28 protein-coding genes, 1 pseudogene and 1 other annotated feature are annotated in these 25,390 nt (G+C 54.3%); of the genes and pseudogenes, 21 read left to right on the plus strand and 8 right to left on the minus strand.

The window, feature by feature from the left end:
- The first annotated feature begins 32 nt into the window (after positions 1-32).
- The 6 genes from oppA (at position 33) to NWP14_RS02315 (ending at position 6,512) form a co-directional block, all read left to right on the plus strand.
- Positions 33-1,664 carry an oligopeptide ABC transporter substrate-binding protein OppA gene (gene oppA, locus NWP14_RS02290; RefSeq protein ID WP_095102013.1) on the plus strand — a complete coding sequence of 544 codons (1,632 nt, stop codon included), beginning with the start codon at positions 33-35 and terminating at the stop codon, positions 1,662-1,664.
- Positions 1,665-1,748: 84 nt separating this feature from the next.
- The gene (gene oppB / locus NWP14_RS02295) at positions 1,749-2,669 is read left to right on the plus strand and encodes an oligopeptide ABC transporter permease OppB (protein ID WP_095102015.1); all 921 of its coding nucleotides are present in this window, start codon (positions 1,749-1,751) and stop codon (positions 2,667-2,669) included.
- A 14-nt stretch (positions 2,670-2,683) separates the two neighbouring features.
- Entirely contained in the window at positions 2,684-3,592 is a 909-nt protein-coding gene (oppC, locus tag NWP14_RS02300; RefSeq protein WP_095102017.1) for an oligopeptide ABC transporter permease OppC, read from the plus strand.
- A gap of 11 nt (positions 3,593-3,603) precedes the next feature.
- Positions 3,604-4,617: an ABC transporter ATP-binding protein gene (locus NWP14_RS02305; protein WP_095102020.1), complete on the plus strand. Its 1,014-nt coding sequence runs from the start codon at positions 3,604-3,606 to the stop codon at positions 4,615-4,617.
- Complete coding sequence (oppF, locus tag NWP14_RS02310) at positions 4,614-5,618, plus strand: murein tripeptide/oligopeptide ABC transporter ATP-binding protein OppF (RefSeq protein ID WP_095102022.1); 1,005 nt, start codon at positions 4,614-4,616, stop codon at positions 5,616-5,618. Before NWP14_RS02305 ends, oppF begins: the two co-directional genes overlap by 4 nt.
- Before the next feature lie 45 nt (positions 5,619-5,663).
- Positions 5,664-6,512, plus strand: coding sequence for an ion transporter (locus tag NWP14_RS02315; RefSeq protein ID WP_095102288.1), 849 nt, complete (start codon positions 5,664-5,666; stop codon positions 6,510-6,512).
- A gap of 67 nt (positions 6,513-6,579) precedes the next feature.
- Here NWP14_RS02315 and NWP14_RS02320 read toward each other — a convergent pair whose 3' ends face one another.
- Positions 6,580-6,909, minus strand: a complete 330-nt coding sequence (locus tag NWP14_RS02320; protein WP_095102024.1) for an HI1450 family dsDNA-mimic protein — start codon at positions 6,907-6,909, stop codon at positions 6,580-6,582.
- Between the two features lie 34 nt (positions 6,910-6,943).
- Positions 6,944-8,404: a cardiolipin synthase gene (cls, locus tag NWP14_RS02325; RefSeq protein ID WP_095102025.1), complete on the minus strand. Its 1,461-nt coding sequence runs from the start codon at positions 8,402-8,404 to the stop codon at positions 6,944-6,946.
- 144 nt (positions 8,405-8,548) lie between these two features.
- Between cls and NWP14_RS02330 the strand changes: the two genes are divergently transcribed.
- Positions 8,549-8,722 (plus strand): YciY family protein, encoded by a 174-nt coding sequence (locus NWP14_RS02330; protein WP_095102028.1) that lies wholly within the window; start codon positions 8,549-8,551, stop codon positions 8,720-8,722.
- A gap of 50 nt (positions 8,723-8,772) precedes the next feature.
- On the opposite strand, the gene NWP14_RS02335 is transcribed toward NWP14_RS02330, so the two are convergent.
- On the minus strand, positions 8,773-9,069 hold the full coding sequence (locus tag NWP14_RS02335) for a YciI family protein (protein ID WP_041146062.1): 297 nt from the start codon (positions 9,067-9,069) through the stop codon (positions 8,773-8,775).
- A gap of 210 nt (positions 9,070-9,279) precedes the next feature.
- Here NWP14_RS02335 and tonB point away from each other — a divergent pair, with 210 nt between their 5' ends.
- Positions 9,280-10,029, plus strand: coding sequence for a TonB system transport protein TonB (gene tonB / locus NWP14_RS02340; protein ID WP_375214702.1), 750 nt, complete (start codon positions 9,280-9,282; stop codon positions 10,027-10,029).
- A gap of 19 nt (positions 10,030-10,048) precedes the next feature.
- On the opposite strand, the gene NWP14_RS02345 is transcribed toward tonB, so the two are convergent.
- From NWP14_RS02345 to pfkB, 3 genes are all read right to left on the minus strand, one after another.
- The gene (locus NWP14_RS02345) at positions 10,049-10,921 is read right to left on the minus strand and encodes a fructosamine kinase family protein (protein ID WP_331834359.1); all 873 of its coding nucleotides are present in this window, start codon (positions 10,919-10,921) and stop codon (positions 10,049-10,051) included.
- A gap of 105 nt (positions 10,922-11,026) precedes the next feature.
- A complete protein-coding gene (ghoS, locus tag NWP14_RS02350) occupies positions 11,027-11,311 on the minus strand; it encodes a type V toxin-antitoxin system endoribonuclease antitoxin GhoS (RefSeq protein WP_095102034.1) in 285 nt (94 codons plus the stop codon).
- A gap of 87 nt (positions 11,312-11,398) precedes the next feature.
- Positions 11,399-12,331, minus strand: a complete 933-nt coding sequence (gene pfkB / locus NWP14_RS02355; protein ID WP_375214703.1) for a 6-phosphofructokinase II — start codon at positions 12,329-12,331, stop codon at positions 11,399-11,401.
- 290 nt (positions 12,332-12,621) lie between these two features.
- Here pfkB and NWP14_RS02360 point away from each other — a divergent pair, with 290 nt between their 5' ends.
- The 10 genes from NWP14_RS02360 to ihfA all read left to right on the plus strand — a co-directional run bounded on the left by NWP14_RS02360 (position 12,622) and on the right by ihfA (position 21,611).
- Positions 12,622-13,380, plus strand: coding sequence for a YdiY family protein (locus NWP14_RS02360; RefSeq protein ID WP_095102038.1), 759 nt, complete (start codon positions 12,622-12,624; stop codon positions 13,378-13,380).
- A gap of 269 nt (positions 13,381-13,649) precedes the next feature.
- On the plus strand, positions 13,650-13,883 hold the full coding sequence (locus NWP14_RS02365; protein ID WP_095102040.1) for a hypothetical protein: 234 nt from the start codon (positions 13,650-13,652) through the stop codon (positions 13,881-13,883).
- Between the two features lie 447 nt (positions 13,884-14,330).
- A complete protein-coding gene (gene thrS, locus NWP14_RS02370) occupies positions 14,331-16,259 on the plus strand; it encodes a threonine--tRNA ligase (protein WP_346431324.1) in 1,929 nt (642 codons plus the stop codon).
- A gap of 3 nt (positions 16,260-16,262) precedes the next feature.
- Positions 16,263-16,805 (plus strand): translation initiation factor IF-3, encoded by a 543-nt coding sequence (gene infC, locus NWP14_RS02375; protein ID WP_049267827.1) that lies wholly within the window; start codon positions 16,263-16,265, stop codon positions 16,803-16,805.
- A 96-nt stretch (positions 16,806-16,901) separates the two neighbouring features.
- Positions 16,902-17,099: a 50S ribosomal protein L35 gene (gene rpmI / locus NWP14_RS02380; protein WP_001124225.1), complete on the plus strand. Its 198-nt coding sequence runs from the start codon at positions 16,902-16,904 to the stop codon at positions 17,097-17,099.
- A gap of 50 nt (positions 17,100-17,149) precedes the next feature.
- Complete coding sequence (rplT, locus tag NWP14_RS02385) at positions 17,150-17,506, plus strand: 50S ribosomal protein L20 (protein WP_004102963.1); 357 nt, start codon at positions 17,150-17,152, stop codon at positions 17,504-17,506.
- 118 nt (positions 17,507-17,624) lie between these two features.
- Positions 17,625-17,750, plus strand: a sequence feature (Phe leader region).
- Entirely contained in the window at positions 17,630-17,674 is a 45-nt protein-coding gene (pheM, locus tag NWP14_RS02390) for a pheST operon leader peptide PheM (RefSeq protein ID WP_001386830.1), read from the plus strand. (Overlaps the previous feature by 45 nt.)
- A 170-nt stretch (positions 17,751-17,920) precedes the next feature.
- Positions 17,921-18,904 (plus strand): phenylalanine--tRNA ligase subunit alpha, encoded by a 984-nt coding sequence (pheS, locus tag NWP14_RS02395; protein ID WP_041146054.1) that lies wholly within the window; start codon positions 17,921-17,923, stop codon positions 18,902-18,904.
- A 15-nt stretch (positions 18,905-18,919) separates the two neighbouring features.
- The gene (pheT, locus tag NWP14_RS02400; RefSeq protein WP_375214704.1) at positions 18,920-21,307 is read left to right on the plus strand and encodes a phenylalanine--tRNA ligase subunit beta; all 2,388 of its coding nucleotides are present in this window, start codon (positions 18,920-18,922) and stop codon (positions 21,305-21,307) included.
- 4 nt (positions 21,308-21,311) lie between these two features.
- Complete coding sequence (ihfA, locus tag NWP14_RS02405) at positions 21,312-21,611, plus strand: integration host factor subunit alpha (RefSeq protein WP_004102960.1); 300 nt, start codon at positions 21,312-21,314, stop codon at positions 21,609-21,611.
- Between the two features lie 85 nt (positions 21,612-21,696).
- On the opposite strand, the pseudogene NWP14_RS02410 reads toward ihfA, so the two are convergent.
- A pseudogene (locus tag NWP14_RS02410) lies at positions 21,697-21,927 on the minus strand (Rid family hydrolase); the annotation flags it as partial.
- Between the two features lie 62 nt (positions 21,928-21,989).
- Between NWP14_RS02410 and btuC the strand changes: the two are divergent.
- A complete protein-coding gene (gene btuC, locus NWP14_RS02415; protein WP_375214705.1) occupies positions 21,990-22,976 on the plus strand; it encodes a vitamin B12 ABC transporter permease BtuC in 987 nt (328 codons plus the stop codon).
- A 62-nt stretch (positions 22,977-23,038) separates the two neighbouring features.
- Here btuC and NWP14_RS02420 read toward each other — a convergent pair whose 3' ends face one another.
- Complete coding sequence (locus NWP14_RS02420) at positions 23,039-23,839, minus strand: MetQ/NlpA family ABC transporter substrate-binding protein (protein WP_095102050.1); 801 nt, start codon at positions 23,837-23,839, stop codon at positions 23,039-23,041.
- A 225-nt stretch (positions 23,840-24,064) separates the two neighbouring features.
- Here NWP14_RS02420 and NWP14_RS02425 point away from each other — a divergent pair, with 225 nt between their 5' ends.
- Together NWP14_RS02425 and btuD are read left to right on the plus strand one after the other, a co-directional pair.
- Positions 24,065-24,616, plus strand: a complete 552-nt coding sequence (locus tag NWP14_RS02425) for a glutathione peroxidase (protein ID WP_095102052.1) — start codon at positions 24,065-24,067, stop codon at positions 24,614-24,616.
- Positions 24,616-25,365, plus strand: a complete 750-nt coding sequence (gene btuD / locus NWP14_RS02430; RefSeq protein ID WP_095102054.1) for a vitamin B12 ABC transporter ATP-binding protein BtuD — start codon at positions 24,616-24,618, stop codon at positions 25,363-25,365. Before NWP14_RS02425 ends, btuD begins: the two co-directional genes overlap by 1 nt.
- The last annotated feature ends 25 nt before the right edge of the window (positions 25,366-25,390 follow it).

Raw genomic sequence — 25,390 nt, forward strand, 5'->3', positions numbered from 1 at the left:
CCAGTAATTATAATGAGTGGAGTAACAACACAATGACCATCATCACCAAAAAAAATCTGGTAGCAGCGGGAATTTTCTCCGCGCTATTTACCGCGAACGTTGCTATGGCAGCAGATGTGCCTGCAGGGGTGCAGCTGGCGGATTCACAATCGCTGGTACGTAATAACGGAGCAGAGGTTCAGTCTCTGGATCCGCATAAAATTGAAGGTGTGCCGGAATCCAACATTAACCGCGATCTGTTCGAAGGTTTAGTGATTGGCGATATTCAGGGCCACCCGATTCCTGGAGTTGCCGAATCCTGGGATAATAAAGATTTTAAAGTCTGGACCTTCCATCTGCGTAAAGATGCAAAATGGTCCGACGGCACGCCGGTAACCGCACAAGATTTCGTTTATAGCTGGCAGCGTCTGTCCGATCCGAAAACCGCCTCACCGTACGCGAGCTATCTGCAGTATGGCCACGTTGCGAACGTTGATGAAATTATCGCCGGCAAAAAGCCAATTACCGATCTGGGCGTTAAGGCGCTCGATGATAAAACCTTCCAGGTTACCCTGAGCGAGCCGGTTCCTTATTTCTATAAACTGCTGGTTCACCCGTCCGTTTCACCGGTGCCAAAAGCGGCGATCGAAAAATATGGTGAGAAATGGACTCAGCCGGCAAATATTGTCACCAACGGCGCCTATAAACTGAAGGACTGGGTCGTTAACGAACGTATTGTGCTTGAGCGTAATACTCAGTACTGGGATAACGCTAAAACCGTTATTAATCAGGTGACCTATCTGCCTATTTCTTCAGAAGTCACCGACGTTAACCGCTACCGCAGCGGCGAAATCGACATGACCTATAACAACATGCCGATTGAACTGTTCCAGAAGCTGAAAAAAGAGATCCCGAAAGAAGTTCACGTTGATCCGTATCTCTGCACCTATTACTACGAAATTAACAACCAGAAAGCGCCGTTTACTGACGTTCGCGTGCGTACCGCGCTGAAAATGGCGCTGGATCGCGACATTATCGTTAATAAAGTGAAGAATCAGGGCGATCTGCCGGCATATAGCTATACCCCGCCATATACCGACGGCATGAAGGTTGTTAAACCAGAATGGTTTACCTGGACTCAGGATAAGCGTAACGAAGAAGCGAAAAAACTGCTGGCTGAAGCCGGGTATACCGCTGATAAACCGCTGACCTTTAACCTGCTGTACAACACGTCCGATCTGCATAAAAAGCTGGCCATCGCCGTGGCATCCATCTGGAAGAAAAACCTTGGCGCCAACGTGAAGCTGGAAAATCAGGAATGGAAAACCTTCCTTGATAACCGCCATCAGGGCACCTTCGACGTGGCGCGTGCGGGTTGGTGTGCTGACTACAACGAACCAACCTCATTCCTGAATACCATGCTGAGCGACAGCTCAAACAACACCTCGCACTATAAGAGCCCGGCGTTCGATAAAATTATCTCTGCAACGCTGCAAACCAATGATGACGCCAAACGTGCGGAGCTGTATGCACAGTCAGAGCAGCAGCTGGATAAAGACTCTGTAATTGTACCGGTCTTCTATTACGTCAACGCCCGCCTGGTTAAACCGTGGGTAGGCGGCTATACCGGTAAAGACCCGTTAGATAATATCTACGTTAAAAACCTGTATATTATCAAACATTAATGGCAAGACGTGGGGCAGGCATCGCTTGCCCCACCGTGTCTGAATTCATCGCATACGATAGGCACACGCCAGAAGGTACGGGCAATGTTAAAATTTATTTTTCGTCGCTGTCTGGAAGCGATTCCGACGCTGTTTATTCTTATAACTATCTCTTTCTTCATGATGCGCCTTGCGCCGGGAAGTCCATTTACCGGCGAACGTACGCTGCCGCCAGAAGTGCTGGCGAATATTGAAGCAAAATACCATTTAAATGACCCCATCATGACCCAGTACTTCAATTATCTGAAGCAGCTGGCGCACGGTGATTTCGGTCCTTCTTTTAAATATAAAGACTATTCGGTGAACGACCTGGTGGCCTCAAGCTTCCCGGTTTCCGCCAAATTAGGCTTTGCCGCCTTCCTGCTGGCGGTGGTTCTCGGCGTGAGCGCCGGCGTAGTTGCGGCCCTCAAGCAAAATACCAGGTGGGATTATGCGGTCATGGGGGTGGCAATGACCGGCGTCGTCATACCCAGCTTCGTGGTCGCGCCGCTGCTGGTGATGATTTTTGCCATCACCCTGCACTGGCTACCCGGCGGCGGCTGGAACGGTGGGGCGCTGAAGTTTATGATCCTGCCGATGGTGGCTTTGTCACTCGCCTATATCGCCAGCATCGCGCGTATCACCCGCGGTTCGATGATTGAAGTTCTGCACTCTAACTTTATCCGCACCGCGCGGGCGAAGGGGCTGCCGATGCATCGTATCATCCTGCGTCATGCGCTGAAGCCTGCGCTGCTGCCCGTCCTCTCCTATATGGGGCCAGCGTTCGTTGGGATTATCACCGGTTCAATGGTTATCGAGACTATCTACGGTCTCCCGGGGATCGGCCAGCTGTTCGTCAACGGCGCGCTTAACCGCGACTATTCCCTGGTACTCAGCCTGACGATTCTGGTCGGTGCGCTGACTATTCTGTTTAACGCGATTGTTGATGTGCTGTATGCCGTTATCGATCCGAAGATTCGCTATTGAGGCTGGGGTTCGCCATGATGTTAAGTAAGAAAAACAACGAGGCGCTGGAGAACTTCAGTGAAAAGCTGGAAGTCGAAGGGCGTAGCCTATGGCAGGATGCCCGCCGCCGTTTTATGCATAACCGCGCGGCCGTGGCCAGCCTGGCGGTGCTGATCGTCATCGCGCTGTTCGTGACCATTGCGCCGGTGGTGTCGCAGTTTTCCTATTTCGACACCGACTGGGGCATGATGTCCAGCGCGCCTGATGCGGCGTCCGGCCACTACTTTGGTACCGACTCATCCGGTCGTGACCTGCTGGTTCGCGTCGCTATCGGCGGGCGTATCTCGCTGATGGTTGGCGTCGCCGCCGCGCTGGTGGCGGTGATCCTCGGTACGCTCTACGGCTCGCTTTCCGGCTATCTCGGCGGCAAGATCGACTCGGTCATGATGCGTCTGCTGGAGATCCTCAACTCCTTCCCGTTCATGTTCTTCGTTATCCTGCTGGTGACCTTCTTTGGCCAGAACATACTGCTGATATTCGTCGCCATCGGGATGGTTTCCTGGCTGGATATGGCGCGTATTGTGCGCGGCCAGACGCTGAGCCTGAAGCGCAAAGAGTTTATCGAAGCAGCCCAGGTCGGGGGCGTCTCGACGTTCAGTATCGTGGTTCGTCACATTGTGCCTAACGTACTGGGCGTGGTGGTGGTGTATGCCTCGCTGCTGGTACCGAGCATGATCCTGTTCGAATCCTTCCTCAGCTTCCTGGGACTGGGCACCCAGGAGCCGCTCAGCAGCTGGGGAGCGCTGCTGAGCGATGGCGCGAACTCAATGGAAGTGTCGCCGTGGCTGCTGCTGTTTCCTGCGGGGTTCCTGGTGGTAACGCTGTTCTGTTTTAACTTTATCGGCGATGGCCTGCGTGATGCCCTCGACCCGAAAGACCGCTAAGGAGCGCCGTCATGAGCATAATTGAAACGGCAAAAGCGCCGCAGGCGCAGCAGCAATCCGGGCTGCTACTGGATGTTAAAGATCTCCGCGTGACCTTTAAGACGCCGGATGGCGATGTCACCGCGGTTAACGACCTTAACTTTAACCTGCGGGCCGGGGAGACGTTAGGAATCGTAGGAGAGTCGGGGTCCGGCAAGTCGCAGACCGCCTTTGCGCTGATGGGACTGCTGGCGGCCAACGGCTATATCGGCGGCTCGGCGACGTTTAACGGCCGGCAGATCCTTAACCTGCCGGAGCGTGAGCTGAATAAGCTGCGCGCCGAGCAGATTTCGATGATTTTTCAGGACCCGATGACCTCCCTGAACCCGTATATGCGGGTCGGCGAGCAGCTGATGGAGGTTCTGATGCTGCACAAAGGGCTGGGGAAAGCCGAAGCCTTTGAAGAATCGGTGAAGATGCTGGATGCGGTTAAGATGCCCGAAGCGCGCAAGCGGATGAAAATGTATCCGCATGAGTTTTCTGGCGGTATGCGCCAGCGCGTGATGATCGCCATGGCGCTGCTGTGCCGGCCAAAGCTGCTGATCGCCGATGAACCGACGACGGCGCTGGACGTGACGGTTCAGGCGCAGATTATGACCCTGCTGAATGAACTTAAACGCGAATTCAATACGGCGATCATTATGATTACTCACGATCTGGGCGTGGTCGCCGGGATCTGTGACAAAGTTCTGGTGATGTATGCCGGTCGCACCATGGAGTACGGCCACGCGCGGGATGTCTTTTATCATCCGTCGCATCCGTACTCTATCGGTCTGCTGAATGCGGTTCCGCGCCTGGATGCTGAAGGCGATGCGCTGTTAACCATCCCTGGCAATCCGCCGAACCTGCTGCGCCTGCCTAAGGGTTGTCCGTTCCAGCCGCGCTGTCCGCATTCGATGGAGATTTGTACTAGCGCTCCGCCTCTGGAGGAGTTTGCCCCTGGCCGCCTGCGTGCCTGCTTTCAACCGGTGGGAGATCTGCTATGAACGCCGTGACTGAACAAAGAAAAGTCCTGCTCGAAATCGCCGATCTCAAAGTCCACTTTGATATTAAAGATGGTAAGCAGTGGTTTTGGCAGCCGGCTAAAACGCTGAAAGCGGTTGATGGCGTAACCCTGCGTCTGTATGAAGGCGAAACGCTGGGCGTGGTGGGCGAATCCGGCTGCGGTAAATCCACCTTTGCCCGCGCGATTATTGGTCTGGTGAAAGCGACCGAGGGTCGGGTTGCGTGGCTTGGCAAAGATTTGCTGGGCATGAAGCCTGACGAGTGGCGCGACGTGCGCAGCGATATTCAGATGATTTTCCAGGACCCGCTGGCGTCGCTGAACCCGCGTATGACCATCGGGGAGATTATTGCCGAGCCGCTGCGCACCTATCATCCGAAAATGTCGCGCCAGGAAGCTCGCGATCGGGTGAAAGCGATGATGATGAAAGTCGGCCTGCTGCCGAATCTGATCAACCGTTATCCGCACGAGTTTTCCGGCGGCCAGTGCCAGCGTATCGGTATTGCCCGTGCGCTGATCCTTGAGCCTAAGCTGATTATCTGCGATGAGCCGGTGTCGGCGCTGGACGTGTCGATTCAGGCCCAGGTGGTAAACCTGCTGCAGCAGCTGCAGCGCGAAATGGGGCTGTCGCTGATCTTCATCGCTCACGACCTGGCGGTGGTTAAGCATATATCCGATCGTGTGCTGGTCATGTACCTGGGCCACGCGGTGGAGCTGGGCACCTACGATGAGGTGTACCACAACCCGCTGCACCCTTATACCAAAGCGCTGATGTCTGCGGTGCCGGTTCCCGATCCGGATCTGGAAAAGAATAAAACCATCCAGCTGCTGGAGGGGGAGCTACCCTCGCCGATAAACCCGCCGTCGGGATGCGTTTTCCGTACGCGCTGTCCCATTGCCGGGCCGGAATGCGCTAAAACGCGGCCGGTGCTGGAGGGGAGTTTCCGACATGCGGTTTCCTGCCTGAAGGTAGACCCGTTATAATCTCCGGGGCTGACGTTGGTCAGCCCTTTTTTTTGCGAGGTTAACGTGGCTGTCAATATTCACGCCGCCCGTCAGCGGCTATTTCATTTGCTCTTCGATCAGCATCGGCGATCCGGGCGGCGCTTTGAGGGGCTGTGCGGGGTTTTTGCGCTCCTCAGCGTGGTGGTTATTTTTATCGAGTCGGGCGTGGGAACCCAGTACCACCTGTCCGTTGACGAATGGCATATTTTCGTCTGGCTGGAGCTTTTTGTTACCGCCGTTTTTACCCTCGAATATATCCTGCGCATTGTCAGCTGGCCCAATCCGCTAAGGTATATTTTCAGCTTCTGGGGGCTGATTGATTTAGCGACGATTTTACCGCTGTACGTGATGTGGCTGTGGCCGGAAATAAGCCTTAACTACGTCTTTGCCTGGCGCGCGATGCGCGCAATTCGCGCCTTGCGTATTCTCAAGCTGCTGCGGTTTATGCCGTCGCTGAATATTTTCTGGGCTGCTATCGTCAGCGCCCGCCATCAGCTGATACTGTTTTATTCATTTATTGCCATTGTGATGGTTATCTTTGGTTCGCTGATGTATCTGATTGAGGGGCCGCAGTATGGTTTCACCACGCTCAATGCTTCGGTGTACTGGGCTATCGTGACGATAACAACGGTTGGCTATGGCGATATTACGCCGCATACGCCGCTGGGAAGAATTCTGGCATCGGTGCTGATATTAATTGGGTATTCAATTATTGCGATCCCAACCGGCCTGATTACCACCCATATGACCACGGCCTTTCAGAATCGCCGCACTCAGCGGATCTGCCCGAGTTGCCAGCAGGGGGCTCATGATAAAAACGCGCGTTATTGCCACTCCTGCGGGAGCGAGCTGGCGGAACCGGCGGCTGAATAAATAAAAATGCCTGCCGGTCGTTAAACGGGCAGGCATTTTTCAGGCCGGCAGACGCCGGAATGAAATCTTATTCACGCCACAAAATATGGCACAGCTTGTGATCTTTCTCGCGGCACAGCAGGACGCGGGCGAAGATATCGTTGATTTCGCCGCCGTCGGTGTCAGCAAGGCCAATCACCACCTCGGCGAAGAAGTCCGGGTTGAGATCGTAATCGACGTGCTCTTGCCAGTCTTCTGCCGGATCAAAGAGTTCGGCACCGCCGCGCTCTTCAAACTGCAGGTTAAACAGAATGACATCCGCCGGGTCGAGGTTGTCGACCGCCAGCTCGAGAAAGATATCGTAAGCCTGCTCAAGCGTTTCATCTTCGGTCAGGCGATTGTTTAAATCCATATCCATGATTGCTACCCGTTTAACATCTGATTGGCACGTTTTACAGCAACGGGCTGAAGAAGTAAAACAGTCGCTCCGCTATCCGCTGCCAGAGCGGACGTTTTAACCATAAGCGGGCGTCGAGCAGGCGCGAGCGGGAAATATAATCATCCTGTACCGCTGCCAGATCGCCGCCAAAACCGGCGTCATCAATAACCAGCGTAATTTCGAAATTGAGCCACAGGCTGCGCATATCGAGATTGACGGTACCCACCAGGCTCAGCTCGCCGTCGACCAGCACGCTTTTGGTGTGCAGCAGCCCGCCTTCAAACTGATAAATTTTCACCCCGGCTGCCAGCAGCTCGGTGAAGAAGGCCCGGCTGGCCCAGCCGACGAGCAGCGAGTCATTCTTGCGCGGCAAAATGATGCTGACGTCAACACCGCGCTGGGCGGCGGTGCAGATTGCGTGCAGCAAATCGTCGCTTGGCACGAAGTAGGGGGTGGTCATGATCAGATGTTCTTTGGCGGAATAGGCGGCGGTCAGCAGCGCCTGGTGAATCAAGTCTTCCGGGAAGCCTGGGCCAGAGGCGATGGTATGGATGGTGTGTCCGCTGGCCTCCTCAAACGGCATAATATTGAGGTCCGGCGGCGGCGGCAGGATCCGTTTACCGGTTTCGATTTCCCAGTCACAGGAGTAAACGATGCCCATCGCCGTAGCCACCGGGCCTTCCATACGTGCCATCAGATCGATCCACTGGCCGACGCCGGAATCCTGCTTAAAGAAGCGCGGGTCGACCATATTCATACTGCCGGTGTAGGCAATATAGTTATCAATCATCACCATTTTACGGTGCTGGCGCAGATCCATCCGGCGTAAAAACACGCGCATCAAATTAACCTTCAGCGCTTCGACCACCTCGATGCCGGCATTGCGCATCATCGCTGCCCACGGGCTGCGGAAGAAGGCGACGCTGCCGGCGGAGTCCAGCATTAAGCGGCAGTGCACGCCGCGCCGGGCGGCGGCCATTAGCGATTCTGCGACCTTATCGGCCATCCCTCCGGGCTGCCAGATATAAAACACCATCTCGATATTGTGGCGAGCCAGCTGAATATCGCGAATCAGCGCCTGCATCACGTCGTCTGACTCGGTCAGCAGCTGCAGCTGATTGCCCTTGACGCCGGCGATCCCCTGGCGACGTTCGCAGAGCTGAAACAGCGATTCGGCGACCGGACTATTCTCGTTGGCAAAAATATGCTTGCAGGCCTTGAGATCGTTGAGCCACTTCGCGGTGGAGGGCCACATTGCCCGCGCCCGTTCGGCCCGGCGCTTGCCGAGATGGAGTTCACCAAACGAGAGGTAGGCGATAATTCCGACCAGAGGAAGAATATAAATAACCAGCAACCACGCCATTGCTGAAGGGACGGCGCGCCGTTTCATCAATATGCGTAATGTTACACCGGCGATCAGTAACCAGTAACCGAGGATGACTAGCCAGTTCACCACCGTGTAAAAGGTTGTCATAGATGAAAAATCCTTTTGAATAACTCTATTTTATGAGTTTACGCATCAACATCCATCTGGCAAATAAAAACGCAGCGAAAGCGTTGGTCAGCCGGATTCATAGGCCTATAATGCAGGCTGTTTTTCACTTGTAGAGTAGTAGCAATGAAGCGTAGTAGAACGGAAGTAGGGCGCTGGCGCATGCTAAGACAGGTGAGTCGCCGTAAATCGCGCTGGCTGGAAGCCCAATCGCGTCGCAATATGCGCATCCTCGCCATCCGCAAGGAGCTGGTGAAACGACAGCGTCATTCCCTGTTGTTCGTCTTCACTGAGTACTGAAATAAAAGGCACCGCATGCGGTGCCTCTGTGTTTTTGTCGGCGGCTGGCCCTAAAATACCTTTTTGTAGGGCTTCACCGCGACGTTCTGGTAAACCCCGGCGGCAATATAAGGGTCGTCGTTCGCCCATGACTGCGCCGCTTCCAGTGATTCAAACTCGGCGATAACCGTTGAACCGGTGAAGCCCGCAGCGCCAGGTTCGTTGCTGTCGACGGCAGGCATTGGCCCGGCGGTCAGCAGGCGACCTTCATCATGCAACAGTTGTAAACGCGCCAGGTGGGCGGGACGGACCGACGACCGCTTTTCCAGAGAATCGGCGATGTCTTCAGCGTAAATTACGTAAAGCACGGCAAGGCTCCTTATCAATAAATAGGCGAATCACGTTAAGTGAATCCGGCGTTGACTGCAATGCAAAGATGCTCAACGGGTTAAAATGCCCGATGCCGGGCTTTTTTTTAACGGAAAGGAGGCAAATTTTGATACAAGGTAACAAGGCTTATTGAATATGATTGCTATTTGCATTTAAAATCGGGGCATCATTTTTCAACTGAAACGACTATGAGCGCAATGACCATTGATTTACCTCGCCGCTTTCCGTGGCCGACGCTGCTGTCCGTGACTATCCACGGTGCCGTTGTGGCGGGGCTGCTTTATACCTCGGTACATCAGGTTATTGAACGGCCATCTCCTTCTCAACCGATTGAGATAACCATGGTGGCTCCTGCGGATCTCGAGCCTCCCCAGGCGGCACAGCCGGTGGTTGAACCGGTTGTTGAGCCGGAGCCAGAACCAGAACCAGAACCAGAAATCGTGCCTGAGCCGCCGAAAGAAGCGCCGGTTGTTATTCACAAACCTGAGCCGAAACCCAAGCCAAAGCCGAAGCCAAAACCCAAGCCGGAGAAAAAGGTCGAGCAGCCGAAGCGTGAGGTTAAGCCTGCGGAAACGCGTCCGGCATCGCCGTTTGAAAATACCAACACTGCGCCAGCGCGTACGCCGCCATCCACTTCCACGGCCGCCGCGAAGCCAACGGTTACCGAGTCAAGCGGCCCGCGGGCGCTCAGCCGCAACCAGCCGGGCTACCCGACTCGCGCCCAGGCGCTGCGTATTGAAGGCGTGGTGCGCGTGAAGTTTGACGTCACCCCGGACGGCCGTCTGGACAACGTCGTGATCCTTTCCGCGCAGCCGGCCAATATGTTTGAGCGTGAAGTGAAAAACGCCATGCGTAAGTGGCGCTACGAGCCCGGCAAACCGGGTACCGGCGTGACGATGACCATTAAGTTCCGTCTTAAAGGCGTTGAGATCAACTAACCGCCGTCAATAAGGCCCCTTACGGGGCCTGCTCTGCGAAGACATCGTCGAGCGCTTTTTGCGCCGTCACAAGGTGCTGGCCACCGAACAAGATCGCCCGGTTGAATAGCGTATAGAGTTGATAAATGGGCTGACGATCGAGGAACCCGGACGGCAAAGGCGAGACCGACTGATAGCCGTCGTATATTTGCGGCGGCTGCTCAGGATGCAGCGGCAGCATGGCGAGGTCGCATTCCCTGTCTCCCCAGTAGCAGGCCGGGTCGAAAATATAGGGTCCGTTCGGCCCCAGCGCGCAGTTGCCGGACCAGAGGTCGCCGTGCAGTAAGGAGGCCTGAGGCTGATGGTTGCTGAGGCGCTGCTGCACGTAGTCAACAATGGTATCGATATCGCCGAAATGTAGCCCTTTTTCTGCCGCCAGCTCAAGCTGCCAGCCGATGCGCTGTTCGGCAAAGAATGTCGACCAGCGGCGTTGCCAGGCATTAGGCTGGGGAGTCGTGGAAAGGTCATTATCAAAATCGAGCCCAAACTGCGGCTGATCGCTCCACTGATGCAGATGCGCGATTTGCTGACCGAGCAGAAAAGCGTTGTGCGCGTCGAGCGGGCGAGGGGGCAAATACTCCATCACCATGAAGCTGTAATCGCGATCGCTGCCGACGGCAAACACCTGCGGTACCTGAACGGTTTTACTCCGCGACAGAAGCTCGAGCTGATCCGCCTCGGCGGTAAAGATAGGCAATAGCTCACGTTCGTCACATTTTACGAAGTAATCCTTTCCACCGAAGCGCAGGTGCCATGCCGCGTGGATTTCTCCGCCGGGCAGTTCGTTTCGCAGTTCGATTTCAGCTGCTTCAGTATGCCACTCGCTTAACAAATTGCTGATAGCCTGCCACATGCCGTCTCTCCCCATGTTTTCCACCATTTCATAAGGTTAGCGCATAACCTCGGCGTAAAATTCGAACTGACGCACAACTGACGCTTTCCGCAGCGCCAATCGCACTTATTGAGCTTCCAGCCACTGAGAAAATGTGGTTATCGTGACTTCGGCAGGCCGCCCCAGCGCCGTTTCCGCTAATCCTGCGCTCAGGGCCTGCACCTCCTGCGCACTTTGCGGGGAAATCAGACCAAAGGTGTTGGTTCCCAGCTCGTGAGGTTTTCCCTCGTCGTCATTGAGTACCAGGGTGAAACCCGCACGGGTAAGGTGATTGCTTAGCTCGTTTATCTCGGTAAGCGTCTCTTCGTGAAAACGGATCGTCACGACAAAGGTTTGAATTTCGGCGCTCATTTTTCACCCCGTTGTTATCCATGGAATTTTCAGCATAGACCATGCTGGACATTTGGCGACTCCCTCTGCCTGGGCAGAGGGAAAGGATTAACGATCGCATAAGTAGGAGTAGATTTTATGCGTGTTCTCCTGCGAGCAGAGCCGGGTGCCCTGATTGACGGTAGCGGCGCTGCCTGCGGCGACGCCAAAGCGCACCATATCTTCAAGACCGGCATTTTCGGCAAGGCGCAGGGTCATCGCGCCTACCATGCTGTCGCCTGCGCCGACGGTGCTTTGGCTCTTCATCGGCGGGGGGACAACCTGCACGCTGCCGCTGCTATCGACGCCAAGCGCGCCCTGCGGGCCAAGGGAGACGACAACCCTTCGGGCCTTGCCCGAGCGAATCAGCTCCTGCGCCGCTTGTCGAACATCGTTCGGCTGGCTCAGGTCGCGCTGGACGAGCGCGCTCAGCTCTTTCTGGTTAGGTTTAACAAGCTCAATGTTGCCCACCTCAAGCGCGGCCGCGAGCGCCTCTCCTGAGCTGTCGATAATGCAGCGAAGCTGGTGCTGCTGCGCGCTTTTTACCAGCTGGGTCAGGTTTTCAATGTCGATCCCCGGCGGCAGGCTGCCGCTGATCACCAGCAGAGAGCCGGGCTCAATCGCCAGCACCTTTTCTTCGAGATGGCGGAACTCCTGCTGGGTTAACGCCGCGCCGGGCATCACGAAGCGGTATTGTTCGCCGCTGGAATCAACGTGCACGTGCAAATTTTGCCGCGTCCAGTCGCCGGTCTCGACGGTTTCTACGGGGACCTGTTCATCGGCAAGCAGGGCGGTGAGATGTTCGCCGGTTGCGCCGCCGGCGGGGTAAATCGCCGTCGCCTCGCCGCCGAGAAAGGTGATCGCGCGGGCGACGTTAATGCCGCCGCCCCCGGGCTCGAAAACCGGCGCGCTGCAGCGTAGTTTACCTTCCGGATAGATTTGCGGGGTCTGGGTGGCGCTGTCGAGCGAAGGAGCCAGCGTAAGCGTATAAATTTTGGTCATCAAATTTCCTCCATGATACGAGTCAGGCTGTTCTTTTTTTAAGCATGGCACTTCTTATTGCGAAGGGAAAGCATACGAGGCGGGGATTTGTCGGGAAGAAGACATGTTCATTATAAAATAAAGATAGTTCTGAGGGCGGTCTTATTCAAAAAATGAAAGAGTAATTGATTGCTATGTTAATCGTGCTTTTTTATAATTTATCGCCTTTCATTGGACCAGCAGCAGCGATCCTCGCGAAAGTTTCCGGGACCATCTGGGTCTCTCTTTTTGTTGTACGGACTCTAAATTAAATGAAGCTTTTGAAGACAGTACCCGCAGCGGCTATGCTGGCGGGGGGGCTATTTGCGTCTGCGTGCGCAATGGCCGACGATTCCGTTTTTACTGTTATGGATGACCCTTCCACTGCCAAAAAACCTTTCGAAGGTACTGTTAACGCCGGCTATCTGGCGCAGTCCGGAAATACGAAAAGTTCCTCAATGACCGCGGATTCTACGCTGACCTGGTATGGCGATACGACCGCATGGTCGCTGTGGGGTAATGCCAGCAACACCTCGTCCAACGATCAGCGCTCTTCGGAGAAATACGCGGTCGGCGGCCGTAGCCGTTATAACATGACCGACAGCAACTACCTGTTCGGCCAGGCCAGCTGGCTTACTGACCGCTATAACGGCTACCAGCAGCGCGATGTGCTGACCGCCGGTTACGGTCGTCAGATTCTCAACGGGCCGGTGCACAGCCTGCGTTTTGAATTTGGTCCTGGCGTGCGCTATGACGAATATACCGATGGCGATAATGAGACCCAGCCGCTGGGTTACGCTTCAGGTACCTGGGCATGGCAGATGACTGATAACACCAAATTCACGCAAGGTGTTTCCGTGTTTGGTTCCGAAGATACCACGCTGAACTCAGAAAGCGCGCTCAACGTCGCTATCAACGCTCACTTTGCGCTGCGTGTTGCCTATAACGTGACCTGGAACTCCCAGCCGCCGTCATCGGCGCCGGAGCATACCGATCGTCGTACCACGCTGTCGCTTGGCTATAAGATGTAATATTTTCAGGCCGGATATTCCGGCCTGATTGTTTTAAATTTAGCAATAAGTGACATTATTATTTTTGGTCTTTTGTTTTGTTTTTTATAAAAAGAAAATAACCTCCATAATTTCCTCACAATTGATTATCTTGATAAATATTTAACTTTTTTGACACGAAAAGCTAAATATTCAGCCGGACATAAATGTGATCTGGATCTATACTGTCTGTCACCGGCAGAGATGATGTCTTTGCTTGAAATCCTTAAGTAAATAAGAGAATCATCACTATGAAAAATAGCAAAATCGCAACTGCGGCCGTGATGCTGTGCGCGCTCTCGTTCGGCGCCTTAGCCGCTAGCCCCGTCCCGCAGTCAGGCAGCAAGGACCATACTCAGGTAGGCATCGCGAAAGCAACCGACGTTGAAGCGGGATCTAATATTGCCCCGGGATCGCAGTCAACGGGTCAGACTATGGGCGATGCTTTTAATGTTCATAAACTTGTCGCCGGTGAATGGTCCTGATATTTCATTCGTCCGTCGGGCTGTCTCTTATATTTTGAGAAATATAAAGCCGGGTAACGATGTACCGGTTTGACAGACATATGTTTGGCTCCGCGTTTTGATTTTGTCCCCTGATGGCTACCGCACGTAAGCAATACGTCGCGGGGTTTATTTTTGTCCTTTGTTATCTAAAAAAGTCTTGCCTCGTGATTTTTGGCCTCTTCCTCCTTGTTTTATCATTAATAGCAGCCATTTAGTGGGTTGTGACTTTTATCACGCACTAATGATGTGTAAACTAAAGCCCGGTGTTATCAGCAGGCGGCTGCAGGTGGGAACGGAGTGGTTAACCTCGTGCTCATATTTTCGCAGAGTGAAGCGGGAGCTCGGTCTGAACTTGTTGATAATTATGATTATATTGTTTTGTATGTGCTCTTTCGTGCGGGGCACCACTGCAAATAAGGACATGAAATGCCTGTAATTACGCTTCCTGATGGCAGCCAACGCCATTTTGACCACGCGGTTAGCCCGCTGGACGTTGCTCTCGACATCGGCCCTGGCCTGGCGAAAGCCACCATCGCTGGCCGTGTGAACGGCGAGCTGGTTGATGCCTGCGATCCCATCGAAAACGATGCAACGCTCTCTATCATCACCGCTAAAGATGAAGACGGCCTGGAGATTATTCGTCACTCCTGCGCGCATCTGTTAGGTCATGCGATTAAGCAGCTGTGGCCGAACACCAAAATGGCTATCGGCCCGGTTATCGATAACGGCTTCTATTATGATGTTGATATCGATCGTACGCTGACCCAGGAAGACATCGACGCGCTCGAAAAACGTATGCACGAGCTTGCCGAGAAAAACTACGACGTCATCAAGAAAAAAGTCAGCTGGCATGAAGCGCGTGAAACCTTCGTGCAGCGTGGTGAGACCTATAAAGTGTCGATCCTTGATGAGAATATTGCTCATGATGACAAGCCTGGCTTGTATCATCATGAAGAGTACGTCGACATGTGCCGCGGGCCGCACGTGCCGAACATGCGTTTCTGTCATCATTTCAAACTGATGAAAACCGCTGGCGCCTACTGGCGTGGCGATAGCAACAATAAGATGCTGCAGCGTATTTATGGCACCGCGTGGGCGGATAAAAAGGCGCTCAATGCCCATCTGCTGCGTCTGGAAGAAGCGTCTAAGCGTGACCACCGTAAGATCGGCAAGCAGCTTGACCTGTATCACATGCAGGAAGAAGCGCCGGGTATGGTATTCTGGCACAACGACGGCTGGACTATCTTCCGTGAACTGGAAACGTTCGTCCGCTCTAAGCTGAAAGAGTACCAGTATCAGGAAGTTAAAGGTCCGTTTATGATGGACCGCGTGCTGTGGGAAAAAACCGGCCACTGGGACAACTACAAAGATGCGATGTTCACCACCTCTTCTGAGAACCGTGAATACTGCATCAAGCCGATGAACTGCCCAGGTCACGTGCAAATCTTTAATCAGGGCCTGAAATCCTACCGCGATCTGCCGCTGCGTATGGCGGAGTTCGGTAGCTGCCATCGTAACGAGCCGTCGGGCGCGCTGCATGGTCTGATGCGCGTTCGTGGCTTTACCCAGGATGACGCGCATATTTTCTGTACTGAAGAGCAGGTGCGTGATGAAGTTAACGCCTGTATTCGTATGGTCTACGATATGTACAGCACCTTTGGCTTCGAAAAAATCGTCGTCAAGCTCTCTACTCGTCCGGAAAAACGTATCGGAAGCGACGAGGCATGGGATCGTGCTGAGGCGGATCTGGCAGTCGCGCTGGAAGAAAACAATATCCCATTTGAATATCAGCTGGGTGAAGGCGCGTTCTACGGTCCAAAAATTGAATTTACTTTGTATGACTGCCTCGATCGTGCATGGCAGTGCGGAACAGTACAGCTGGACTTCTCTCTGCCGCAGCGTTTAAGCGCCTCTTATGTAGGCGAAAGCAACGAGCGACAGGTACCGGTAATGATTCACCGCGCTATTCTTGGTTCTCTGGAGCGCTTTATCGGCATCCTGACCGAAGAGTTCGCCGGCTTCTTCCCAACCTGGCTTGCGCCAGTGCAGGTAGTCGTCATGAATATTACTGATTCTCAGGCCGATTACGTTAACGAATTGACGCGTAAACTACAAAATGCGGGAATTCGTGTAAAAGCGGACTTGAGAAATGAGAAGATTGGCTTTAAAATCCGCGAGCACACTTTACGTCGTGTCCCGTACATGTTGGTCTGTGGCGACAAAGAAGTCGAAGCCGGTAAAGTAGCCGTGCGTACCCGTCGCGGGAAAGACCTCGGCAGCATGGACGTAAATGAAGTGATCGAAAAGCTGCAACAAGAGATTCGCAGCCGCAGTCTTCAACAACTGGAGGAATAAGGTATTAAAGGCGGAAAACGAGTTCAAACGGCGCGTCCGAATCGTATTAATGGCGAAATTCGCGCGCAAGAAGTTCGCTTAACAGGTCTGGAAGGCGAGCAGCTTGGTATTGTGAGTCTGAGAGAAGCTCTGGAAAAAGCTGAAGAAGCCGGAGTAGACTTAGTCGAAATCAGCCCTAACGCCGAGCCGCCGGTTTGTCGTATTATGGATTACGGCAAATTCCTCTATGAAAAGAGCAAGTCTTCTAAGGAACAGAAGAAAAAACAAAAAGTTATCCAGGTTAAGGAAATCAAATTCCGACCTGGTACCGATGATGGCGACTACCAGGTAAAACTCCGCAGCCTGGTTCGCTTTCTGGAAGAGGGTGATAAAGCTAAGATCACGCTGCGTTTCCGCGGTCGTGAGATGGCTCACCAGCAGATCGGTATGGAAGTGCTTAACCGCGTCCGTGACGATCTGAGTGAACTGGCAGTTGTCGAATCCTTCCCATCGAAGATCGAAGGCCGCCAGATGATCATGGTGCTCGCTCCGAAGAAGAAACAGTAAGGCCTTCAAGTAACAATTCCTGTGGAGCCCTTGGGCTTCGCAGGGACTGTTCGCCTACGTTTCGTTTATTAACAATGCGAAGTGGAAGTTATTAAAATGCCAAAAATTAAGACCGTACGCGGTGCTGCTAAGCGCTTCAAAAAAACCGGTAAAGGTGGTTTTAAGCACAAGCACGCTAACCTGCGTCACATTCTGACCAAAAAAGCTACCAAGCGTAAACGTCACCTGCGTCCGAAAGCCATGGTTTCCAAAGGCGATCTGGGCCTGGTAATCGCGTGCCTGCCGTACGCATAAGTCGTTAACCCTTTTAACTTTTTAATTAGAATAGATACAGGAGAGCACATATGGCTCGCGTAAAACGTGGTGTAGTTGCCCGTGCACGTCACAAGAAAATTTTGAAACAAGCTAAAGGCTACTACGGTGCGCGTTCTCGCGTATACCGCGTTGCCTTCCAGGCTGTTATCAAAGCAGGTCAGTACGCTTATCGTGACCGTCGTCAGAAAAAGCGTCAGTTCCGTCAACTGTGGATTGCGCGTATCAACGCAGCAGCACGTCAGAACGGTATTTCTTACAGCAAATTCATCAACGGCCTGAAAAAAGCCTCTGTTGAAATTGACCGTAAGATCCTGGCTGATATCGCAGTATTCGACAAATTAGCGTTCACCGCTCTGGTCGAAAAAGCGAAAGCAGCTCTGGCATAAGCCAGTTGAAAGAGGGAGCTTGTCTCCCTCTTTTTGTTTCAACACTATCAATACATTGACTTTTATTGTCGTAAGCTTTTCAATACAGGTCTTACGTTTCGTGCCAGACAAGGTAATGCAAGCATGAATGCTGCTATTTTCCGCTTCTTTTTTTACTTTAGCACCTGAACTCAGGAGGCTAGCGCGTGAGAAAAGAAACGAAAAACAGCGCCAGAAAGCCTCCCACCGTGGAGGCTTTTTTCGTATATGAACTGGCTCGTTCTATTTCAAGCTGCAGGTGCGTTGCTTAACTCTCGTCACTCCGCCGGAGCCATCCGGGCTGGATGACGGATTGACCCGCTGCCTGCGACTCGAAATAGTCAGAGCAAAATAATGACCATAACCGGTGTCTGCACCGACATAATGAGGAAAACCATGTCACATCTCGCAGAGCTGGTTGCCAGTGCGAAGGCAGCCATTAATGAGGCATCAGATGTTGCCGCGCTGGACAACGTCCGCGTGGAATACCTGGGTAAAAAAGGGCATCTGACCCTTCAGATGACGACCCTGCGTGAGCTGCCGCCAGAAGAGCGCCCGGCTGCAGGCGCGGTTATCAACGAAGCCAAAGAGCAGGTCCAGCAGGCGCTAAACGCGCGTAAAGCCGATCTGGAAGGCGCGGCGCTGAATGCGCGTCTGGCCGCTGAGACGATTGATGTCTCGCTGCCGGGGCGTCGGGTCGAAAACGGCGGTCTGCATCCGGTGACCCGGACTATCGACCGCATCGAGAATTTCTTCGGTGAACTCGGCTTTACGGTAGCGACCGGTCCGGAGATTGAAGATGACTACCATAACTTCGATGCGCTGAATATTCCGGGCCATCACCCGGCACGCGCTGACCACGATACCTTCTGGTTTGACGCCACTCGCCTGCTGCGTACCCAGACTTCCGGCGTTCAGATTCGTACTATGGAACACCAGCAGCCGCCGATTCGTATTATCGCGCCTGGCCGCGTTTATCGTAACGATTACGATCAGACCCATACTCCGATGTTCCATCAGATGGAAGGCCTGATTGTTGATAAGAATATTAACTTCACCAACCTGAAAGGGACGCTGCACGACTTCCTGCGCAACTTCTTTGAAGAAGATCTGCAAATTCGTTTCCGCCCGTCCTACTTCCCGTTTACCGAACCGTCTGCTGAAGTTGACGTAATGGGTAAAAACGGCAAGTGGCTGGAAGTGCTCGGCTGCGGCATGGTGCACCCGAACGTACTGCGCAATGTCGGTATCGACCCGGAAGTCTATTCCGGCTTCGCCTTTGGTATGGGAATGGAGCGTCTGACCATGCTGCGCTATGGCGTTACCGACTTACGCGCGTTCTTCGAAAACGATCTGCGTTTCCTCAAACAGTTTAAATAAGGGCAGGACAGAACAATGAAATTCAGTGAACTGTGGTTACGCGAATGGGTTAATCCGGCGATCGACAGCGAAGCATTGGCGAATCAGATTACGATGGCCGGCCTCGAAGTTGACGGCGTTGAGCCGGTTGCCGGCAGCTTCAACGGCGTCGTGGTTGGTGAAGTCGTCGAATGCGGCCAGCACCCGAACGCCGACAAGCTGCGGGTGACCAAAATTAACGTCGGCGGCGAGCGCCTGCTGGATATCGTGTGCGGCGCGCCGAACTGCCGCCAGGGTCTGAAGGTCGCGGTCGCCACTATCGGCGCCGTACTGCCCGGCGACTTCAAAATTAAAGCGGCAAAACTGCGCGGCGAGCCTTCTGAAGGGATGCTGTGTTCGTTTTCCGAACTGGGCGTTTCCGACGATCATAGCGGAATTATCGAACTGCCGGCAGATGCGCCGATTGGTACCGATATCCGTGAATATCTGCAGTTTGACGACAACACCATCGAAATCAGCGTGACGCCGAACCGTGCCGACTGTTTAGGCATTATCGGCGTAGCCCGCGACGTAGCGGTGTTGAATAAAGAGCCGCTGAACGCGCCGGAAATTACCCCGGTCGCGGCAACGATTGCCGATACGCTGCCAATCACCGTCGAGGCGCCGGACGCGTGCCCGCGCTATTTGGGACGCGTTGTTAAAGGCATCAATGTTAAAGCGCCAACCCCGCTGTGGATGAAAGAAAAGCTGCGCCGCTGCGGCATTCGCTCCATCGACGCGGTAGTTGATGTCACCAACTACGTTCTTCTCGAGCTCGGCCAGCCGATGCACGCCTTTGACCGCGACCGCATCGAAGGCGGCATCGTGGTGCGCATGGCGAAAGAGGGCGAGACGCTGGTTCTGCTGGATGGTTCCGAAGCCAGGCTCGACGCTGACACTCTGGTTATCGCAGACCATCAGAAGGCCCTGGCGATGGGCGGCATCTTTGGCGGCGAGCACTCCGGCGTTAACGATGAAACGCAGAACGTGCTGCTGGAGTGCGCATTCTTCAGCCCGCTGTCTATCACCGGTCGCGCGCGCCGTCACGGCCTGCACACCGATGCATCCCACCGCTACGAGCGTGGGGTCGATCCGGCGCTGCAGCATAAGGCTCTGGAACGTGCCACCCGCCTGCTGATCGATATCTGCGGCGGCGAATCCGGCCCGGTGATTGACGTGACCAACGACGCGACCCTGCCGAAGGCGGCCACCATCACCCTGCGCCGCAGCAAGCTGGATCGCCTGATTGGCCATCACATTGATGATGCCCAGGTTAGCGATATTCTTAGCCGCCTGGGTTGTGAAGTGACCGCAGGCGAAGGCCAGTGGCAGGCCGTTGCGCCGAGCTGGCGTTTTGATATTGCGATCGAAGAAGACCTGGTTGAAGAAGTTGCCCGCGTATACGGCTATAACAACATCCCTGACGAGCCGGTCCAGGCTGGCCTGATTATGGGCACCCATCGTGAGGCGAACCTGTCGCTTAAGCGCGTGAAAACGCTGCTCATCGATAAAGGCTATCAGGAAGTTATCACCTATAGCTTCGTTGACCCGAAAGTACAGCAGCTGATTCACCCGGGTGAAGAGGCGCTGATCCTGCCAAGCCCAATCTCCAGCGAAATGTCGGCGATGCGCCTGTCGCTGCTGACCGGCCTGTTGGGCACCGTGGTGTACAACCAGAACCGTCAGCAGAGTCGCGTGCGCATCTTCGAGAGCGGTTTGCGCTTTGTTCCTGATACCCAGGCTCCGCTGGGGATTCGTCAGGACGTGATGCTGGCTGGCGTGATTTGCGGCAATCGTTACGAAGAGCACTGGAACCTGGCAAAAGAGTCCGTCGATTTCTATGATTTAAAAGGCGATCTGGAATCCGTTCTGGACCTGACCGGTAAATTATCCGCTATTGAATTCCGCGCAGAAGCGAACGCCGCGCTGCATCCGGGACAGTCGGCAGCGATTTATCTGAAAGGTGAACGCATTGGTTTCATTGGGGTTGTTCATCCTGAACTGGAACGTAAACTGGATCTGAATGGTCGCACTTTGGCGTTTGAGCTGGAGTGGAACAAGCTTGCAGACCGCGTGGTGCCTCAGGCGCGCGAGATTTCCCGTTTCCCGGCTAACCGTCGCGACATCGCGGTCGTCGTCGCTGAAAACGTACCCGCAGCTGATGTTTTAACCGAGTGTAAGAAAGTTGGCGTAAATCAGGTAGTTGGCGTAAACTTATTTGACGTGTACCGCGGTAAAGGCGTTGCAGAAGGCAGCAAGAGTCTTGCAATTAGCCTAATCCTTCAGGATACCAGCCGTACACTCGAAGAAGAGGAGATTGCCGCTACCGTCGCCAAATGTGTAGAGGCATTAAAAGAGCGATTCCAGGCCTCATTGAGGGATTGAACCTATGGCGCTTACAAAAGCTGAAATGTCAGAATATCTGTTTGATAAGCTTGGGCTTAGCAAGCGGGATGCCAAAGAACTGGTAGAGTTGTTTTTCGAAGAGGTTCGTCGTGCTTTGGAAAACGGAGAACAGGTAAAACTCTCCGGGTTCGGCAACTTCGATTTGCGTGATAAAAACCAGCGCCCGGGTCGTAACCCGAAAACGGGGGAAGATATTCCGATTACAGCCCGGCGTGTGGTGACCTTCAGACCCGGCCAGAAACTTAAAAGCCGTGTCGAAAACGCTTCGCCCAGAGACAAATAATCTGAACTAACTAAAAAGGCCGCTTATGCGGCCTTTTTCCTTTTCCTTTTCCTTTTCCTTTTCCTTTTCCTTTTCATTTTCAGGATCAGGCTGTTACGGCGGCGATCATCACTTCGACGAGAATATCCGGGCGCGCCATCTCTGCCTGGACGGCTGCTCGCGCCGGGCTGTGGCCTTCCGGCAGTCGGGCGACCCAGGCCTTGTTAAAACCGGCAAAATACCGGGGCATATTTTTAAGCCATACCTGCGCAGAAAGAATGTGCCCGCTATCGCCCGTCGGATAGCCCGCCGATATGCGCCGTGCGCCGATGTTTTGCTTTTCTCCCCGCAATACCCACCGTAAAATCAAATACATCTCTTTCTTGCATCCCGGTATCTATGCAGACTTTTGCTCAAATTCAACAGCGCCGCAGCCGGCGTTGGCTCGTTGCTCTCCTGCTGCTGCTGCTGGCGATGAGCGCCGCCAGCCTCTGCGCGGGAGATCTCTGGATCCCGCCGCAGGAGTGGCTTAGCGCCAAAGGGCAGCTGTTCATCTGGCAAATTCGCCTGCCGCGCACCCTGGCGGTGCTGCTGGTGGGCGCCGCTTTAGCGCTCTCCGGGGCGATAATGCAGGCGTTGTTCGAAAACCCGCTGGCGGAGCCGGGGCTGCTTGGCGTCTCCAACGGCGCGGGGGTTGGGCTCATCGCCGCCGTCCTGCTGGGTAAAGGATTCCTGCCGGGCTGGGCGCTGGGGCTGTGCGCCATTGCCGGAGCGCTGCTCATCACCTTTATTTTGCTGCGTTTTGCCCGCCGGCATCTGTCAACCAGCCGTCTGCTGCTGGCGGGCGTTGCGTTAGGGATTATCTGCAGCGCGCTGATGACCTGGGCCGTCTATTTCTCCACCTCATTTGATTTACGTCAGCTGATGTACTGGATGATGGGCGGCTTTGGCGGCGTAGACTGGCAGCAGCTGTGGCTGATGCTGGCGCTTCTGCCGGTGCTGGCCTGGGTGGGACTACAGTCCCAGCCGCTGAATATACTGGCTCTGGGAGAGGTATCGGCTCGCCAGCTGGGTTTACCGCTCTGGCTGTGGCGTAAGCTGCTGGTGGTCGCGACCGGTTGGCTGGTTGGGGTGAGCGTGGCGCTGGCCGGGGCTATCGGCTTTATTGGCCTGGTGATCCCGCATATCCTGCGGCTATGCGGATTAAGCGATCATCGCGTTCTGCTGCCGGCCTGTATGCTTGCCGGCGCCAGCGCGCTGTTAGGCGCCGATATTATCGCCCGTCTGGCGCTGTCGGCAGCGGAACTGCCGATCGGCGTGGTCACCGCGACGCTGGGGGCGCCGGTGTTTATCTGGCTGCTGCTGAAATCCGTACACGCGCAGTAAGCGCCGAACTTAACCGCATCGGCAGGACGTGTATCGCCTGCCGATGCGGAGATTAACCGGTATTACCACCCTTTGATGGCATCACCTTTATAAACTTCCAGCGCTTTATCGGCGACCTCTTTGGTCTGGAACGCCTCTTTCAGCTCCTGAATCTTTTTGCTGTCTTTATTATCTTCGCGAGAAACAATGGCGTTCACGTACGGAGAGTCCTGGCCTTCCATAAACAGGCCATCCCGCGCGGCGGACAGGCCAACCTGCGCCGAGAAGTTGGTGTTAATAATCGACAGGCTAACGTCAGGATCGTCCAGGGTACGAGGCAGCTGCGGGCTGTCCACTTCGACAATTTTCAAATGCTTAGGATTGTCGATAATATCCAGCGCCGTTGGCAGGTAGCCGACGCCATCTTTCAGCTTGATGAGGCCCTGCGCCTGCATCAGCAGCAGGCTGCGTCCCAGCGTCGTGGTCTCGTTGGAAATAGATACCGTTGCTCCATCAGGTAACTCGCTGATATTTTTTATTTTGCGAGAGTAGGCGGCGATAGGGAAAACGAACGTTTTGCCGACGATGGCAAATTTGTAGCCTCGCTCTTTCGACTGCGCTTCGAGGTAGGGCAGCGTCTGGAAAGCGTTAGCATCAACGTCTTTATTATTTAACGCTTCATTCGGCAGGACGTAATCATTAAAGGAGATCACCTCAACGTCGAGGTTATATTTGTCCTTCGCAACCTGCTCAACCACTTTCCAGATAGCCTCATCCGGACCCGTATTGATCGCGACTTTGACCTTATTACTATCGTCAGGGGAGCAGGCCGATAACAACACAACCGATGAGGCAATTAACACCGAACTCAACAGCTTCTTCATCTATAAAACTCTCTTAAATTAATCAGTAACGAAATGCTATTACATCCGTTTAACACTGTACACTGAATTGCACGATGCCCCTATTGAGAGGGATTCATGTTGCTGCAGAGGCACGGTACGGTATGCCCGTCAGAGGATTCAAAGTACAATGACCGCGCCTTAATCCGCTACAGTAGATAGGGATCACCTGAACCAGAAATCGCTTTTATTCACAGAGGGAAGGCTATGCAACACACTATTCTTGATACCGAAGTTACCACTATCGATGGCGAGAAAACCACGCTCAACGCCTATGCGGGCAAAGCGTTGTTAATCGTAAACGTGGCGTCAAAATGCGGCCTGACGCCGCAATATGAACAGCTGGAAGCGCTGCAGCAAGAGTTTGAGAATGACGGCTTCACGGTGCTTGGGTTCCCATGTAACCAGTTTCTTGGACAGGAGCCGGGCAGCGAGGAGGAGATCAAAACCTTCTGCAGCACCACCTATGGCGTGACCTTCCCGCTGTTCAGTAAAATTGACGTCAACGGCGAAGATCGTCATCCGCTATATCAGAAGCTGGTGGATGCCGCACCGCAGGCCGTAGCGCCGGAAGGCAGCGGTTTTTACGAGCGGATGGCAAGCAAAGGCCGCGCGCCGCTGAACGACAGCGATATTTTATGGAATTTCGAAAAGTTCCTGCTGAGCGCCGACGGCCAGACTATCCAACGCTTCTCGCCAGATATGGCGCCGAACGATCCGCTGCTGGTGGCGGCGATTAAAGGAGCTTTAGCGAAATAATGCCGTTTTTGATGCAGCTACAGGATGTAGAGGAGCCGGGGCGGCTGGCACCGTTTAGCGCCGAGGTTCGACCAGGAGAAATGATCCATATCGTCGGGCCAAACGGTGCCGGGAAGAGCACGCTGCTCATGCGCATGGCCGGCCTGACGACGGGGCCCGGGCGCATCAGTCTCAACGAACGGCCGCTAAAAATGTGGCCGGCTTCCGAGCTGGCGCGGCATCGTGCTTACCTGAACCAGCACCAGATGCCGCCCTTCGCGATGCCGGTCTGGCACTATCTGTCGCTGCATCTGCAAAATAACGCGCGGAGCGATCTGCTCGGCGCGGTGGCCGAGAGGCTAGGGCTGAGCGATAAGCTTGGCCGCCAGGTCAATCAGATTTCTGGCGGCGAGTGGCAGCGCGTGCGGCTGGCGGCGGTCATTCTGCAAATCGACCCGCTGGCCAACCCTGCGGGACAGCTGCTGCTGCTCGATGAGCCGATGAACAGCCTCGACGTGGCGCAGCAGGCGGCGCTCGACGGCGTTCTGAGCGAACTGTGCGCGGCGGGGATCTCGGTGGTCATGAGCAGCCACGATCTCAATCACACGCTACGGCATGCGCAGCGGGCGTGGCTCATCTGCCGGGGAAAAACTATAGCCTGCGGCTATACCTCGGAGGTATTGACCGAAGAGAATTTAACCGCGGCCTATGCGATTTCTTTCCAGCGGGTGGCGTTTGGCGGTCATTTTATGCTCATCGCGTCACAGTAGCGCGAAGCACGCTTGCCAGTTCATT

The organism is Klebsiella sp. C349492 (assembly GCF_042055345.1).
Lineage (GTDB): Bacteria > Pseudomonadota > Gammaproteobacteria > Enterobacterales > Enterobacteriaceae > Klebsiella > Klebsiella scottii.